Here is a 12,968-nt window from a genome sequence, read left to right as displayed (position 1 = left end):
CACCACCAGACCACCTTGGGGGGAGCACGCCTGTGTCCGACGAGCCGAGCTACCGCGACGTCCAGTCCGCGGTGAGGGTCGAGAAGTTCCGCATCTGGTTCGCCTGGGTATCCGGCGGCTTCATCATGCTCGGCATTGCGCTCGCCTGCCAGGACATCGCCGTCGTCAGCGTCATCACGCAGGTGCTGCTGGTCGTGCTCGGCGTCCTGTCCACCATCGCCGCGGTGACGATGTCCAACCGGCTCAACCGCCGGGCCGCGGAGGCCCGCCGGCGGGTCCTCGGCGACGACATGTGACGCCGGGCGCGGCGTATCAGGTTTCTGGGGGCTGCTCCTCGGCGGCAGGACGCGCGACGGACGGCTCCCGCTGGGTGAGCACCAGGGCGACGGTGTCGAGCAGCCGGCGGCCGAGGTGCTGCAGCTCCTGCTCGTGCGCGGCCAGGGCCGCAGGGTCGGCGGAGCTCCGGAACTCCAGCGCCTCGCGCAGCGCGTCGGCGGCGTACGCCATACGTCCCAGCGCCTCGTCCTCGTCGTAGGCGGCCGGCACCGGGTCCGTCGGAAGCCGGTCGAGGAGCTGCTGCAGCTCGGAGTCCGGGACCGCGGCCGCGGGCCGGTTTTCCAGGAGTGCGCCGCGCAGCGTCTCGGCGATCGGCTGGGCGGGCACCTGGAGACGGTCCGGGTCGGCCCGGCGGGCGGCGACGAAGCGGGCGAAGACGCTGGTGTCCTCGGGCATGGGCAGTCCTAGGGTCGCGGCGAGAAGCGCCTCGGCGGAGATGCCGTGCGCATAGCGGCAGGTGGGGTTCTGGCAGGCGTGCTCGTTGCTGGCCGGGGCGAAGTACAGCGCCGTGCCGTGCACCGGGCAGCAGCACAGCTCGTCGCACCGGTGCAGTGCGCGGACGGCGGTCACGGGCGCATTCCGTTCATACGCTCGGTCACCGGCACGGAGGCGATGTCCCGGGCGCCCGCCACGCCCTCGCTCAGCTCCGTCAGTTCGCGGCGCACGTCCTCGTGCTCGGCGGTGCCGACCAGCGCGGCGGACAGCATCTGCCCGATCGGGTCGCTGTAGGCGTGCTCGCCGCGGTGTACCGCGCGCAGCCGGTGGAGGTTGACGACGTCCCAGGCCCGGTTGTTGGACTCGCGTACGGCGACGCTGGCGTCCCGGGCTGCCTGCAAGGAGCGCAGCACGTCGACGACGTTGTGGCCGGCGAGGTGCTCGAGGACCTTCGCCTCCAACAGCGCTGGGGCGCTTGGCCGGGCGTCGTCGTCGTGGTGCCAGTCGCAGTCGTCCAACGGGCAGGCGTAGCAGGACCAGAGCTCCAGGGCCGCGCGGCTGTAGTGCGGGGCCTGGCCGTGGTCGGCCTTCCACAGGCCGGCGTGCGCAGCTGCCCGGGTCGCGTCGCTCGCGGTGGTCGTCACCACTGTTCGGCTGCCGTGGCGCGGTACTGGGGGCCGTGCACGAGCAGCTCCTCAACGGGGACGCGCGGCGGCGCCCAGTGCTCCCGGAAGTCCGGGTGCTCGCTCCAACGCACCGCAGCGTGGCGCAGCGCCAGGCCGACGCCGTCGATGAACCCAGCGTCGCGGACGTCGACCGCTCCGTGGTCCCGGTACTGCAACAAAGCGTCGTAAAGGCCGAGTTGTGCGTTCAGGCCGGCAATGAGCGGCTCGATCGGGGCGGCTGGCAGTTCGACGATCCGGTCGGCGAGGAAGGCGACCAGCGCGCGGCCGTCGGCGGTGGTGAGTCCGTGAGGGCCCGGGGGCATGGGGATCAGTCCTTCGGGGAGGGCGCGGCAGAGGGCGCAGGCCGCGGCGGTTCGTCGTCGCTGTAGGCCAGGGCGAGTTGATGGATGGCGGCGGTGAGGCCCGGCAGCAGGGTCCGCGCGCCGGACTCGTTGGGTGGGGTGAAGCCCTCGAGGTCGAAGTTGAGCGCCCATCCCTGCAGGAAGCTGTCATCGCGCCGGGCCCGGGCGGAGGCCGCTTCGTACAGGCCGAGGATGCGCAGAACCGCCTTGTGCAGTTCGGGCGCGGCATCGGCCGGGGCACCGGTAATCGTCTCTCGCAGCCAGGCGACGGTCTCGGCCGTCCGGTCCGGCAGGGGCTCCGGCACTGCATCTCCATTCGTTTCGCGGGGCGATGCGGCCGCCAGTCCCCCGCGCAGAATCGCTCTCAGACAAGCAGCCTCGTATAAGGGAATTTATACGAGGGTCTTCACGCGGTCCGCCACGACACCGTGATGGCAGGGAAAGAAGCGGTACGCGATCGGATACTCGCCGCCACCCGATCGAAGCCACCGCACAACCGCACCCTTGCACTCCAGGCATGGCGGCAGCGGCCAGTCCTGCCGGTAGGGCAGGTCATCAGCTTCGATCGCCTGCTCGCGGAGGTCCAGGACGCGGGCAAGGGCCTCGATCCGCTCAAGCGGGAGGATTGCCCGGCCGTCGAGGTCACGTGGAGTCGACATGCCGCGAAGCGTAGTGCGCTGCCGCCGGGCTGCTGGGGCGTTCACCCGATCGGGGGTTGCAGGCCAGGTTCCTACGAGGCCGTCCGCCAAGCGGGCGGGCCGGGCATGGGAAGCTGCGCGTCGCAGTCGGGGCAGAGGTGTGCCACCAACTCGTCGGTCGGGTAGGCCCGTACGGGAAGCGGCGTGAGGTGGTGGCACCGTCCCCGGATCCACTCCCCGGGGCCACCGGCAGTGGTCACGTCCACCCACTCGAAGCGCGGGTCGTCGGGCTCTCCGTTCATCGCCGCGGCGTTGCTCCGTTGCGCCGGTTGTCCAGGGGGAGCACCAGCGGCACGAGCCGGAACAGCGCAGCCGGCCAGGCCAGCAGCAGCCACGTCAGCAGCCCGGGCAGGTTGTCCTCCCGGCCGTGCAGGCGCAGGTCCACGTCGGCGGGCCGGTTCTTCACCACGAAGACGACGATGCTCGACGTTACCAGCCAGTTGGTGAGCCAGAGAGCCAGCAGCACGGAAGGGGTCATACCCCTGAACCTACCCGGCCAGCGGGCTCGTGTGACCTTGTGCGCCGGGTCCCAGGCGGTGCCGCCCCTGCTCCACGACGATGACGGGCGGGCAGGAACCTGGGCCCCCGGCTGACGCTCCAGCGCAGCGCAGTAACCATTCTTCGAAATCTTGTTCCCGTGTGGTGATTGTCCGGATACCGTCTGTGGAAGCAAGATCGCACGTTGGGGGGACACCATGCACGTCACTGCCGAATCCAGCACAGAGAGGCCCCCGGGCGCCCGGGCCCGCGGAGAGGTGCTGACCGTCCGCCAGCAGAAGATCGTGGCGTATATCGCTCGCTTCCTCGAGGAGCACGGCTATCCCCCGTCGATGCGCGAGATCGGTGCCGCCGTGGGCCTGTCCAGCACCTCGTCCGTCGCCTACCAGCTCCAGACCCTGGAGAAGAAGGGCGCGCTGCGCCAGGACCCCAACCGCCCGCGCGCCTACGTCCTGGCGGACACCCGGACCGAGGCGAGCCCGGTCGTCGTTGCCCATGTGCCCCTGCTGGGGCGCATCGCCGCCGGCACGCCCATCCTGGCGGAGGAGATGGTCGAGGACGTGCTCCCGTTCCCGCGGCACGTCGTCGGTGAGGGCGAGCTGTTCGCGCTGAAGATCGTGGGCGAAAGCATGATCGGCGCGGCCATCTGCGACGGCGACGTGGTCACCGTCCGCCGCCAAGCCAGCGCCGAGCCGGGCGACATTGTGGCCGCCATGCTGGACGGCGAGGCCACGGTCAAGCGCCTGAAGCGGGATGCGGGACGGGTCTGGCTGATGCCGCACAACCCGGCGTTCGAGCCCCTCGCCGGCGACGACGCGGTCATCCTCGGCAAGGTCGTCGCCGTTCTGCGGACCCTATGAGACTGCGGCGCGGGGCGGGGCATCGTCGGCCGCCTCGCGTTCCGCCTTCCACGCGGCGTACAGCACGGGGTCTCCCGTCCACCAGTGGCACCGGCCGCAGTAGCCCTCATCCACGTCCTTGGGGTGCCACGACTGCGCACCGCACTCGGGACACACGATCGACGGCCGCGGGTCGGTGACAGCGGCGGATGATGGAAGCTCGAACTCAAGCACGGTAGAAGGCTAGCCCCCTGCCGCTCCCGCTACCGTAGGCGCTCATGAACGCCTACGAGCGGGCAGCGCGACGCGCCCTCGCCGCCACCGGCCAAGACCACCTCACCACCCGGCAGTTCGCCGCGCTCCTCGACCGCGTCGAGGAAGCCACCCCGGATGCACAACACCTCCAACGCCTTCACCCCGGACACGCCACCACCCGCGAGCGCCTGCACGCCGCCGGCATGACCTGCGCACAGATCGGCCTCCACGAAGACGGCGACCCGGAGTTCCTCGACGCGCTGCTGCAGGAAATCGCCCGCACATAGGCCCGGCAACAGCCCACCACGGGCCGCGTCGGCCGGCGGACCGGCCGGGGCGCGGCGGGGACAATGAGCGGGTGAATCCCCGTGACCTCGAACTGACCCTCGCCGCCGCCCGCGCGGTCGGCCCGTGCCCGCCGGGCGAGGAGGCGGCCTGGACCGACCAGGTCCGCGCCCGGGCCATCCACCTCTACACCCTCGCCGACACCGTCGGGCAGGACCTCCAGCGCCTGGACGCGGCGAAGCAGTTCACGGCGACTCTGCTGTCCCTGCGCCTCGAGGACACGAGCACCCGCGGCGTCCTGATCGTCCGCAACACCTCCGGCGAGCTGGAACAACTGCGCACCGACCGAGGCGACTCCGACGCCGGCCGCGCCATGATCGAACGCGCCCGGGCGCTCGTCGGACACCGGCTGCGGGTGTACCGCGTCAACGAGCAGATGGCCGGCAACCCCAAGATGCAGGTCCGCACCGTCGTCCACCTGACCGACTACGGCCCGGACACCGACCCGGTGCACGAGCACAGTGCGAAGGAGAACGTGCTGGCCGCGGCCGAGGGAGACACCGACGCCGCCCGCCGGGCCTGGCTGGACGCAGGGCTCCCTGAGACGGGCTCGGTATCCGTCCACCAGCTCGCCGCGGCGCTCGCCAAGCTCCCTGACGCTGACGCCGGCTGACCTCCCGCCGGGACAGTCTCGGGCTCCCATCTCGCACACCAGCCGCACGGTACGGCCGAGGGCGGCATGATGATGCGGCGTGGCACAAGAGCAGCCGGAAAGCCGGCACCCGCAGATCCGCATGCACCGTTACGAGCGGGCAATCGCCGTGAAGTGGCCTGGGGAAGATCGCTGGTTCATCGCTTGGGGCGAGGACGGGGCGAGCGCGGAGTGGCGGGACAATCCCAACGACTCCCTCGCTTTCGACAAGCTCTCTCCAGACGACGAGTGGATGGACCCCGTTGCCGAGCACCGCAAGGACGTATCGCCCTGGACGGAGGCGATCCGGCGGGATGTGGCGTCGATTCAGCGGACTCTCGGCAGTCTGGAGGATCACCCCTGGGGCTGATCTGTCGACGCTCGCGCCCGTACCTTGCGGCTGGCGGCTGAGGAAGGAGTACAACGCCGGGGCGCACGTACGCCGAACGGCGCGGACCTCTCCCGGAAGGGGGCTGCTCCTGCACCATTCGGCGTACGGTTCCGATGTCGAGTCAGAACGGAGCCAGTATGCCTCTCTCCAGTGACGAGCACATCGGCACGCGAGTGCGGATCGCCAGAAACGCCGCCGGCCTCACCCAGGTTGAGCTGGCCGACTTCCTCAACCGGGCCGAGTCCTGGATGGCCAACGTCGAGTCCGGCCGCCAGGCGCTGGACCGCTTCTCCGTCATCACGGCGATCGCCGATCGCTGCGATGTGGACGTGGTCTGGCTGCTGGGCCAGCCCTACCGGCTGCAGCGCGGCGGCGGCAGCCTCGCCCATGCCCACATCCCCGCCCTGCGCACCGGCCTTCGCCGGGCCGGCCTGATCCTCTCCGGCCACCCCGGGCTCAGCCCTCAAGGCCCGCCGGCCGACCTCACCGACATGCGCCGCCGCTCCCGCGCGGCGAACGCCGCCCGCCAGGCGGCGGACCTGCCCAAGGTCGCCACCCTGCTGCCCCACATGATCGAGGACCTCAACACGACCCTGCTCTTCGCGCACGACCGCGACCGCGGCGACGTCCTGCGGCTGCTCGTCGACGCCGCCCGCACCGCGCGGATGGCCCTCAACCAGCTCGGCTACCCGGACCTGGCGTGGATCGCCGCCGAGGTGGCGGCCGGCGCGGCCGGGCAGCTCGACGACCCGGTCGTCAAGGGAGCGGTCGCGTGGGACCGCTGCGGCGCGCTGCTGCACCAGGCCTCCCTGAAGGACACGGTCGCGGTCGCCGACGCGGCGCTGCGCGACCTCGAGCCGCACGCCACCGGCCGGGACAGCAAGGCGGTCTCCCTGCGCGGCGCCCTGCACCTGCGGTGCGCCATCGCACACGCCCGCGGCAACCAGAAGGCCGACGCCTGGGCGAGGATCGACGCCGCACTGGAAGACGCCAACCGGCTCGGCGAGGGCTGGTACGACGTCGACAGCCACACCGTGTTCGGCCGCGGAACCGTCGCGGTGCACGCCGCCGAGGCGGGAGTCGAGGTCGACCAGCCGGACACCGGGCTGAAGAAGGTGCCGGCCGCGACCGTCGGGGAGGTGCCGAGCCGGGAGCGGCGCACGCACTACGCCATCGACGAGGCGCGGGCCCTGCACCGCATGGGCAAGAGCCCCTCGGCCGTCCAGAAGCTCCGCGCGGCCGCCGCGGACGCCCCGTTCTACGTGCACGCCGACCCCATGGCGCGGGCGCTGGTGAGCGACATGGCCCGCGTCGGAGTGCCCTCGCAGCAGAGCGCCCTGTCGAGCCTGATCCGGCACATGGAACTGGTGCACTGAACGCCCAACCCGCCGGAAACGCCCCCTAGTTTTTCTAGGGGGCGAGGCGCCCGGAGCCCATCATCCTCAGACGGGTCACATTCCGTATCCAAGTGATCACCATGGGGGTATCGGCGATGGAGCCGATCAACACCCGCGCACCGGCAGACGCCGCACGCGCCTACGTCCAACTGGGCTGGCCCGTCGCCCTCGGACACCGATGGCGCCCTCGACAGGGCTGTACCTGCGACAACCCCGCCTGTCCGGCGCCCGGCGCGCATCCGGTGCTGCCCGGCGGCCAGCCGCTCGACGAGGAGGGCGTAGAAGGCGCACTGGAGATGGCGCCCGGCGCCTCCCTCATCGCCGCGACCCGGCAGTTCGATGCCGTCCTGGTCCCGCACCGCATCGGGATGGCGACCATGGCGTGGCTCGACCGCAGCCACCCGGTGCCGTGCCTGGTGACGGACTCGAACGTCGCGGCGCTGCTGGTGCTGCCGGCCACCGGCCGGTACGCGGCCGTCCACGCGTGCGTCGAGGTCCGCACCGGCGAGGACGGCTGGATCGCCCTGCCGCCCAGCCACGGCACGCGGTGGGACACCCCACCCTGGCTGGAGGCCACCCGTACGCCGCGCGAGCTGCTCAACGGCCAGGAGGTCGGCCGCCACCTGCGCGAGGTCATCAGGATGTCGACGGTCGTCCGCTCCCGCGGGGCCCGGCGGTGACCGCCATGGCGCCGAAGTCGGCGGTGCCTGTAGACGTCGAGACCATCCGGGCCACGTACGACAGGCTGCTGTGGGGGGCCGACATCACGGAGGGCGAGTGGGAGGTCCTCGACGGCCTGGTGCGCGGCCACGTCGGGCTGTTGGTGAAGGAGGTGGCTCCGCTGGTGCCGCGGTTGCGCGGCCACCAGGAGTTCGTCGCCCGGTGGGTTCTCGTGCAGAGCCGGCGCATGCTCCGTACGTCCCGCGGGGACGACTCTCCCGAGCAGCTGCGGGACCTGGCGACGCAGTGCCGCGCCCTTCTCGTCCTCCACGAGTTCCCCGGCCCTCTGCATCCGCCGTCCTGAACCGCCGTCCCCCGGGCCTCTACTGTATGGGGCGGGAGGGGATGTGTTCAGCTACCCACGAGGGAGGCAAGCGCGGCAGGGTCCGCCGCACGTGCGGAGAGGTACCCGCCGTGCTCGTCGTAGCCCAGGAAGCCGCCGCGGAACAGGCGGGTGTGCGAGGCGATGTACTCGTCGAGGTCCATGTCGTCACGGGACAGGACGCCGGCGTTCTCTTCGGCAGTGGCGATCATCGCCGCAAGGTAGCGGGCATCGTGGCCGGTGATCCGCCCCTCGGCGATGGCGCACATGGTCGCGATGGCGTCGAGCGCTACGAGGTCACCGCTCTCCTCCAGGCGAATCCGCATGGTGGGAGGGTAGGTTCGCCCGTCGATCGCTTCTGCGTGGTCCCGGTGTACCAGGGGGTACCGGGGCCCTGATGCGGGCGGTGCGTCCCGCCAGCTGCGGTCCTTGGGCTTCTTACCCTTCGCCGCTCGTCGAGCCTGACTCTTTCGTCCCATGGCCGGTCAACGACTCGAGACTGCAACTGGCGTCGGACTGACCCCGTGCATCACGCATTCGGTGCAGCGCGGACACCCGAGGACGTCGGCGGCCTACGATGGCGGCCCGAGTCCGACCCCGATACGCGCGGGGCCGGACCCGGGCCGTGCCGGTCGTCAGGCCGCCGCGGCGGTGTCCGGTGCGGCCGGTGGCGCGGCCGGGCCCCGGTCGATGCCCTCCGGGGCCACCAGCCGCTCCAGGAAGGCGCCGATCAGTTCGACCGGCACCTCGCCGGTGAAGGTGGCGGTCCAGGAGCGCGGCTTGGCCGGCACCGCGAGGAGCGCCTGGTCCCGACCGGGCGCGAAGGTGACCGCCTCGACCTTCCAGAGGACGTCGGTGTTGGCGTACTCGGCCGACTCGGGCTGGAACACCAGCCGGGCCTGTCCGCCGGGCGCCACCATCTGGCTGTTGTCCGTCGGGACGGAGTGCAGGGTCCACCCGGCTGCGGCCAGGAGGTCGAAGGCGACCTGTGGTTCGCCCTCGTCGGCCAGGAGCGCCGGGATGTTGGTCGTCGTCATGCCGTGGAGTCCATTCCTCGGGTCGGCGGAATTTCCCGCCCGCCGTTTTCGGGTGGCCAGGAACGTAGCTCGCCGTTCCGGACCACATCAACGGCCTTCGAAAAGATGCCGGAATCGGTGCGCAGGACTCTTTCCGCGCGGCTTCGCCGCTACCGCCGGCGCCCTATCACCACTGGTGGATGGCCTACGGCCGTCACCACCGACGCCTTCCCCAGGTTCATTCTTCTCACAGGTTCGTCGGCAACGGTTTCTACCCGTGGGCAGCGCCGTATTTCCACCCGTGGCCCCGTTCCGGCGGCGCGCTGGAATTCCTGAACCGGCCTCGAATCGACTGGACTCCTTACAACGGAACGTTGTAAGGTTGGGGAGCGTAGAGAACACCACGACGAAGGAGGACCTGATGCCGACCGAGACCACCGAGACCGAGCTGCGCACCTGCCGCGGCTGGACGGAGCCCTGCGGGAACCCGATCGAGGACGGCGACCTCTGCCCCGACTGCACCATGGGGCGCCTGGACGCGCAGTCCCCCCGGATCCCGCGCTAGCCCGCCGACCGCCCAGGCCCTGCCGAGAGGCAGGGCCCTTCCGCTGTCCCGCCCGCTACCCGGCTGGCAGCGCCGCGGCCGCGCCCTCCTCCTCGGCCTCGATCGCGCAGAACTGCTCGAACAGCAGCGGCGTGCCCAACGCCGTGGCGGTCAGCTTGCGGTGGGCGGCCTCCAGCGTCCGTACGGCCGCGGGCAGCCCGGCCGGGGGCGCGGGCTGCCCGCCGCGCGGACGCCCGGGCGCGGTGGTCACCCACAGCTCTTCCACCCGGCCGCCCTTTAGCGCCTTCAGGTGGCCCGCGGTCAGCGCCTTGTGCGTCTCCTTCCAGCGGGCGATCGCCCCGCGGGAGACGGCGTCGAGCGGGTACCAGTCACCGGCGACCCGGGCGCGCGGCAGCGACCGCTCCAGCTCCAGGTCCGCCAGCCGCATCGGGTGCAGCGCGCTTATCCCGTGCCCGGTGCACACCGCGAGCGCGATCAGCGCGACCGAGCGCTCCCACGTCGCCTCGAGCATCCCGGCCGGGTGGTGGCCGGTCAGCAGCCGCAGCGTGCGGTGGGCCTCGGTCGGCGTGAGCCGGTCGGCGAACTCCGGCGCGGGCGGCTGCAGCTCGAGCGGGCGGCCGCAGTACCGGGAGAAGGTGTTCACCGAGCTGGTGCGGGCGGCCATGGAGTTGGTCGCGGCCGGCGCGGTGGGCCCGTGCAGGCCCGGGCGGCGCCGGGTGAGGCCGCGCTGGGCGGCGGCCAGCCACGCCAGGGCGTTCTCCTCGTCCAGGAGGTCCTCGGTGGTGACCTGGCTGGTGCCGCACTGCTGCTGCTCGGCGAGCCAGGCGATGTACTCGTCCAGGTACGTCTGGCGCAGGCGCCGGGTGGCCTCCGCGCGCAGGGTGCCCACGAACCGCTTCACGGCGACGGTGCCGCGGCTTGGGGCGGTCACAGCTTGTCCCAGCCCAGGGTGCGGTACACCTGCCGTACGGCGCGAGCGGTGGGCGCGATGAAGGCGTGCAGGAGCTGCAGCGCGCCGTTGCACTGGTCTCCCACCGCAGCGAGGTCGCGGTGCCGGCGTCCGCGGCTGCCCCGGCCGGCGGGGTCTATCAGGTCCAGTTCGTGGACGACTTCGTGCCGGGCGTTGAAGAACGGCTGGTGGCCCTTGAGGATCGCGTCCTCGAGGGCGGGCTCCTGCTTGAGGCCGAGGGCGTTGCGGCAGCGGATGAGGTCCGTGCCGCCCTGAATGCTGGAGCCGGTTAGGTCCTGGACGTAGAGGTCGATCAGGGCCGAACGCGGGTCGATGTCCACGACGGCCTGCTTGGTGGCCCTGGTCATGTCGCTGCCCAGGCGGTTGGCCATGAAGTGGGCGACGAAGGCCCCGTGGGCGTCGCCGGCGGTGGACAGCAGGGTGGGCAGCGAGTCGCGCAGCAGGGTGCGCAGGCAGGCGTCGATGCCGGCCGCGGTGAAGACGATGGCGGCGCGGGCCTGGTCGCGGTGGGTCTCGGAGATGGCGCCGCGCATGTCGTCCTGAGCGGCTCGTAGTTCGTTGAGCGTGGTGAAGAGGCCCTGTACGGACTTGTGGGTGGCCTTCAGCCGGTCCCAGCTCCGCTCGACCTCGGGCGGGCAGCCGTGCGGCTTGCGGGGAAGGTCGCTCAGCTCGACGAGGGTGAGTCTCGACAACGTGTCTCCTTGGCCGTGTCCGCGCGGTGCCCGCGGTCCTCTCGCCTCGAAGTATGCGCGGTGTCCGACCGTCGTGTCACAGAATAAGAGCAAGCAGCTAGCGATCACCCCTCCCCCGTCTCCAGCTAGCCCATCGTTTCGGCTCGTGTCGAACCGAGTCGTACGTGCCGGTCCGGTACGGACAATGCGGCCCATCGGCCTCCCGGCCACGCACTCCCCCGCCTCGGCCGACCCATGTACCAGGGCGTTTGGCTGCTTGCTGTTATTTAGTTACACGAGGGTCGGACACACCCAGGCCCCTGGCTCAGAAGTCGCTCAAACCGCACACCACGCGGCGCCAGCGACGCCACCCTGCCGGTATGGCCATCGACTGGGGAACACTTCCCACCTGGATCAGCGGGCTCGGCAGCACGGGCGCGCTGTGGGTCGGCGCCCTCACCCTGCGCCGCGCACAGGACAAAGAGCGCCGCTCCGAAGCCGACGCCGTGACCTGCCGCTGGGACCGCAGCGACTGCTGCGGCTATGACAACCGCTCGGCCCCCAACTGGATCGCCAGCGTGGCCAACGACGCCACCCGCCCCGTGCGCAACGTCTACCTGGTCACCTACGACGCGCAAGCCCGGGCCCTCGACGACAGTCTCCTGCTCGCCAACGTCCTGCAGCCCAAGGTCGCCGACCACGAGCACATCACCGGCCCGCCCCCGGAACGGTCCCGGCCCGCGGCCGTCATCTTCCGCGACGCCGACGGCACCTGGTGGCTGCGCGACATCCTCGAGCAGAGCCTGTACCGGCAGAGCGCCATTCCCTGGACCGGCCGCGTACGCCGCACCCTGCGCCGGCTCCGCAAGGAGCAGCGGCTCCCACTCCCCCGCCAGCTCCCCCGCGGCGCCGGGCGCCGCGCCCCCTGGTAGTCACGGCTTGGTGCAGAACTCCCGTACGCCGCGCAGCGTGGTGCGCAGCTTCTTCTGGGTCGCCCGGCTGTCGAGGCGCACGTCCAGAGCGCCGGGCAGGGAGCTGTCGGCCCGCAGCCCGGCGGGCAGGCGCGAGGCGTCGAGCCCGTCGCGGCCGGCGATGAGCGTACCCAGCTCGAAGCGGCTCACCGCGTCCGCTCCCGCGAGGTGGTGGACGCCGGCCGTCTCCAGCGACGCGAGTTCCAGCAGGGCGGCGGCCAGGTCGCCCACGTACACGGGGCAGCGGACGTCGTCGGTGTACAGGGCGCCGGCGCGGGTCCCGGCGGCCAGCTGGTACACGGTCTGCTCGTGAGCGGACCGCCCGTGGCCGATGATCAACGACGTGCGGGCGACGACGGCCCCCGGGTGCATGGCCAGGATCCCGGTCTCGGCCGCCGCCTTCGCTGCGCCGTACGGGGTGACGGGGTCCGGGAGGCTGGACTCGTCGTAGTGCACTCGCGCCCCGGAGAAAATGGCGTCGCTGGACACGTGGACCAGGCGGATCCCGTGCCGCGCGGTGGCCATTGCGAGCCGGACGGGCCCCTGGGCCGTGATTGCCCAGTCGGCGGCGCCGCTCGAGACGTTGATGACGACGCGTGGCCGGACCTCGGCCAGGACGTCGTCGACGAGCCCCGGGTTGCGCAGATCCAGGTGGTGCCAGGCCGCGGTGGAGGTGTCGCCCGGTTTCGTGGCGTACGTCGCGGCTGTGGCGTGCCCGGCTTCTGCCGCCTGCCGGACGAGCTCGGAGCCTAGGAAGCCGCTGCCGCCGATGATCAGAGTGGTCATGGGGCGACACGGTAGACCGCCCGGCGCAGGTGGCGATGGACCTCCGCCGGGCCCCGGGACGCTGCCGGCCCGTGCCGGTCACCGTGACGTGCAGG

Annotated in this window: 22 protein-coding genes; 10 read left to right on the top strand and 12 right to left on the bottom strand. The window is 71.7% G+C overall.

Annotated elements, in window-relative coordinates; genetic code table 11:
• Nucleotides 1-32: 32 nt before the first annotated feature.
• A complete protein-coding gene (locus tag ACFWJB_RS28800; protein WP_386925834.1) occupies nucleotides 33-296 on the top strand; it encodes a hypothetical protein in 264 nt (87 codons plus the stop codon).
• Between the two features lie 16 nt (nucleotides 297-312).
• On the opposite strand, the gene ACFWJB_RS28795 is transcribed toward ACFWJB_RS28800, so the two are convergent.
• The 7 genes from ACFWJB_RS28795 to ACFWJB_RS28765 all read right to left on the bottom strand — a co-directional run bounded on the left by ACFWJB_RS28795 (nucleotide 313) and on the right by ACFWJB_RS28765 (nucleotide 2,974).
• Nucleotides 313-906, bottom strand: a complete 594-nt coding sequence (locus tag ACFWJB_RS28795) for a hypothetical protein (protein WP_386925832.1) — start codon at nucleotides 904-906, stop codon at nucleotides 313-315.
• The gene (locus ACFWJB_RS28790) at nucleotides 903-1,415 is read right to left on the bottom strand and encodes a hypothetical protein (protein WP_383146773.1); all 513 of its coding nucleotides are present in this window, start codon (nucleotides 1,413-1,415) and stop codon (nucleotides 903-905) included. The genes ACFWJB_RS28795 and ACFWJB_RS28790 overlap by 4 nt, the downstream gene beginning before the upstream one ends.
• Nucleotides 1,412-1,759, bottom strand: coding sequence for a hypothetical protein (locus ACFWJB_RS28785; RefSeq protein ID WP_386925830.1), 348 nt, complete (start codon nucleotides 1,757-1,759; stop codon nucleotides 1,412-1,414). The genes ACFWJB_RS28790 and ACFWJB_RS28785 overlap by 4 nt, the downstream gene beginning before the upstream one ends.
• Before the next feature lie 5 nt (nucleotides 1,760-1,764).
• The gene (locus tag ACFWJB_RS28780) at nucleotides 1,765-2,103 is read right to left on the bottom strand and encodes a hypothetical protein (protein ID WP_386925828.1); all 339 of its coding nucleotides are present in this window, start codon (nucleotides 2,101-2,103) and stop codon (nucleotides 1,765-1,767) included.
• A gap of 87 nt (nucleotides 2,104-2,190) precedes the next feature.
• Complete coding sequence (locus ACFWJB_RS28775; protein ID WP_386925826.1) at nucleotides 2,191-2,457, bottom strand: hypothetical protein; 267 nt, start codon at nucleotides 2,455-2,457, stop codon at nucleotides 2,191-2,193.
• A 71-nt stretch (nucleotides 2,458-2,528) separates the two neighbouring features.
• Nucleotides 2,529-2,738, bottom strand: coding sequence for a hypothetical protein (locus tag ACFWJB_RS28770; protein ID WP_386925824.1), 210 nt, complete (start codon nucleotides 2,736-2,738; stop codon nucleotides 2,529-2,531).
• On the bottom strand, nucleotides 2,735-2,974 hold the full coding sequence (locus ACFWJB_RS28765; RefSeq protein WP_386925822.1) for a hypothetical protein: 240 nt from the start codon (nucleotides 2,972-2,974) through the stop codon (nucleotides 2,735-2,737). The genes ACFWJB_RS28770 and ACFWJB_RS28765 overlap by 4 nt, the downstream gene beginning before the upstream one ends.
• A 217-nt stretch (nucleotides 2,975-3,191) precedes the next feature.
• Here ACFWJB_RS28765 and lexA point away from each other — a divergent pair, with 217 nt between their 5' ends.
• The 7 genes from lexA to ACFWJB_RS28730 all read left to right on the top strand — a co-directional run bounded on the left by lexA (nucleotide 3,192) and on the right by ACFWJB_RS28730 (nucleotide 7,876).
• A complete protein-coding gene (gene lexA / locus ACFWJB_RS28760) occupies nucleotides 3,192-3,854 on the top strand; it encodes a transcriptional repressor LexA (protein WP_386925820.1) in 663 nt (220 codons plus the stop codon).
• A 257-nt stretch (nucleotides 3,855-4,111) separates the two neighbouring features.
• Nucleotides 4,112-4,375 (top strand): hypothetical protein, encoded by a 264-nt coding sequence (locus tag ACFWJB_RS28755; protein ID WP_386925818.1) that lies wholly within the window; start codon nucleotides 4,112-4,114, stop codon nucleotides 4,373-4,375.
• Nucleotides 4,376-4,446: 71 nt separating this feature from the next.
• On the top strand, nucleotides 4,447-5,046 hold the full coding sequence (locus ACFWJB_RS28750; RefSeq protein ID WP_386925816.1) for a hypothetical protein: 600 nt from the start codon (nucleotides 4,447-4,449) through the stop codon (nucleotides 5,044-5,046).
• A gap of 79 nt (nucleotides 5,047-5,125) precedes the next feature.
• A complete protein-coding gene (locus ACFWJB_RS28745; protein ID WP_365889677.1) occupies nucleotides 5,126-5,434 on the top strand; it encodes a hypothetical protein in 309 nt (102 codons plus the stop codon).
• A 158-nt stretch (nucleotides 5,435-5,592) separates the two neighbouring features.
• Entirely contained in the window at nucleotides 5,593-6,831 is a 1,239-nt protein-coding gene (locus ACFWJB_RS28740; protein WP_386925814.1) for a helix-turn-helix domain-containing protein, read from the top strand.
• Nucleotides 6,832-6,923: 92 nt separating this feature from the next.
• The gene (locus tag ACFWJB_RS28735) at nucleotides 6,924-7,532 is read left to right on the top strand and encodes a hypothetical protein (protein WP_386925812.1); all 609 of its coding nucleotides are present in this window, start codon (nucleotides 6,924-6,926) and stop codon (nucleotides 7,530-7,532) included.
• A 5-nt stretch (nucleotides 7,533-7,537) separates the two neighbouring features.
• Nucleotides 7,538-7,876 (top strand): DUF6415 family natural product biosynthesis protein, encoded by a 339-nt coding sequence (locus ACFWJB_RS28730; RefSeq protein WP_386925810.1) that lies wholly within the window; start codon nucleotides 7,538-7,540, stop codon nucleotides 7,874-7,876.
• A gap of 47 nt (nucleotides 7,877-7,923) precedes the next feature.
• Here ACFWJB_RS28730 and ACFWJB_RS28725 read toward each other — a convergent pair whose 3' ends face one another.
• Both ACFWJB_RS28725 and ACFWJB_RS28720 read right to left on the bottom strand, forming a co-directional pair.
• Nucleotides 7,924-8,220 (bottom strand): hypothetical protein, encoded by a 297-nt coding sequence (locus tag ACFWJB_RS28725; protein ID WP_386925808.1) that lies wholly within the window; start codon nucleotides 8,218-8,220, stop codon nucleotides 7,924-7,926.
• A 309-nt stretch (nucleotides 8,221-8,529) separates the two neighbouring features.
• Entirely contained in the window at nucleotides 8,530-8,931 is a 402-nt protein-coding gene (locus ACFWJB_RS28720; RefSeq protein WP_386925806.1) for a DUF317 domain-containing protein, read from the bottom strand.
• 400 nt (nucleotides 8,932-9,331) lie between these two features.
• On the opposite strand from ACFWJB_RS28720, the gene ACFWJB_RS28715 reads away from it, so the two are divergent.
• The gene (locus ACFWJB_RS28715) at nucleotides 9,332-9,475 is read left to right on the top strand and encodes a hypothetical protein (RefSeq protein WP_386925804.1); all 144 of its coding nucleotides are present in this window, start codon (nucleotides 9,332-9,334) and stop codon (nucleotides 9,473-9,475) included.
• 55 nt (nucleotides 9,476-9,530) lie between these two features.
• On the opposite strand, the gene ACFWJB_RS28710 is transcribed toward ACFWJB_RS28715, so the two are convergent.
• Together ACFWJB_RS28710 and ACFWJB_RS28705 are read right to left on the bottom strand one after the other, a co-directional pair.
• A complete protein-coding gene (locus ACFWJB_RS28710; RefSeq protein ID WP_386925802.1) occupies nucleotides 9,531-10,406 on the bottom strand; it encodes a hypothetical protein in 876 nt (291 codons plus the stop codon).
• Nucleotides 10,403-11,137, bottom strand: a complete 735-nt coding sequence (locus ACFWJB_RS28705; protein WP_386925800.1) for a hypothetical protein — start codon at nucleotides 11,135-11,137, stop codon at nucleotides 10,403-10,405. The genes ACFWJB_RS28710 and ACFWJB_RS28705 overlap by 4 nt, the downstream gene beginning before the upstream one ends.
• 359 nt (nucleotides 11,138-11,496) lie before the next feature.
• Here ACFWJB_RS28705 and ACFWJB_RS28700 point away from each other — a divergent pair, with 359 nt between their 5' ends.
• The gene (locus tag ACFWJB_RS28700) at nucleotides 11,497-12,048 is read left to right on the top strand and encodes a hypothetical protein (RefSeq protein WP_386925798.1); all 552 of its coding nucleotides are present in this window, start codon (nucleotides 11,497-11,499) and stop codon (nucleotides 12,046-12,048) included.
• Here the strand turns inward: ACFWJB_RS28700 and ACFWJB_RS28695 are convergent, their stop codons facing one another.
• Nucleotides 12,049-12,873: an SDR family oxidoreductase gene (locus ACFWJB_RS28695; RefSeq protein WP_386925796.1), complete on the bottom strand. Its 825-nt coding sequence runs from the start codon at nucleotides 12,871-12,873 to the stop codon at nucleotides 12,049-12,051. It abuts the gene before it with no gap.
• Between the last annotated feature and the right edge of the window lie 95 nt (nucleotides 12,874-12,968).

Source organism: Streptomyces sp. NPDC127100 (genome assembly GCF_042724095.1).
Lineage (GTDB): Bacteria > Actinomycetota > Actinomycetes > Streptomycetales > Streptomycetaceae > Streptomyces.
The sequence above is the reverse complement of the archived record's forward strand: the minus strand, read 5'-3'. Positions and strand labels throughout refer to the sequence as shown.

Excerpts from the sequence above, each read along its gene's own strand:
- ACFWJB_RS28730 (WP_386925810.1), top strand. The coding sequence starts at position 7,538 with ATGGCGCCGAAGTCGGCGGTGCCTGTAGACGTCGAGACCATCCGGGCC.
- ACFWJB_RS28770 (WP_386925824.1), bottom strand. The coding sequence starts at position 2,738 with ATGAACGGAGAGCCCGACGACCCGCGCTTCGAGTGGGTGGACGTGACC.
- ACFWJB_RS28720 (WP_386925806.1), bottom strand. The coding sequence starts at position 8,931 with ATGACGACGACCAACATCCCGGCGCTCCTGGCCGACGAGGGCGAACCA.
- ACFWJB_RS28775 (WP_386925826.1), bottom strand. The coding sequence starts at position 2,457 with ATGTCGACTCCACGTGACCTCGACGGCCGGGCAATCCTCCCGCTTGAG.
- lexA (WP_386925820.1), top strand. The coding sequence starts at position 3,192 with ATGCACGTCACTGCCGAATCCAGCACAGAGAGGCCCCCGGGCGCCCGG.
- ACFWJB_RS28715 (WP_386925804.1), top strand. The coding sequence starts at position 9,332 with ATGCCGACCGAGACCACCGAGACCGAGCTGCGCACCTGCCGCGGCTGG.
- ACFWJB_RS28725 (WP_386925808.1), bottom strand. The coding sequence starts at position 8,220 with ATGCGGATTCGCCTGGAGGAGAGCGGTGACCTCGTAGCGCTCGACGCC.
- ACFWJB_RS28700 (WP_386925798.1), top strand. The coding sequence starts at position 11,497 with ATGGCCATCGACTGGGGAACACTTCCCACCTGGATCAGCGGGCTCGGC.
- ACFWJB_RS28740 (WP_386925814.1), top strand. The coding sequence starts at position 5,593 with ATGCCTCTCTCCAGTGACGAGCACATCGGCACGCGAGTGCGGATCGCC.
- ACFWJB_RS28695 (WP_386925796.1), bottom strand. The coding sequence starts at position 12,873 with ATGACCACTCTGATCATCGGCGGCAGCGGCTTCCTAGGCTCCGAGCTC.
- ACFWJB_RS28755 (WP_386925818.1), top strand. The coding sequence starts at position 4,112 with ATGAACGCCTACGAGCGGGCAGCGCGACGCGCCCTCGCCGCCACCGGC.
- ACFWJB_RS28785 (WP_386925830.1), bottom strand. The coding sequence starts at position 1,759 with ATGCCCCCGGGCCCTCACGGACTCACCACCGCCGACGGCCGCGCGCTG.
- ACFWJB_RS28765 (WP_386925822.1), bottom strand. The coding sequence starts at position 2,974 with ATGACCCCTTCCGTGCTGCTGGCTCTCTGGCTCACCAACTGGCTGGTA.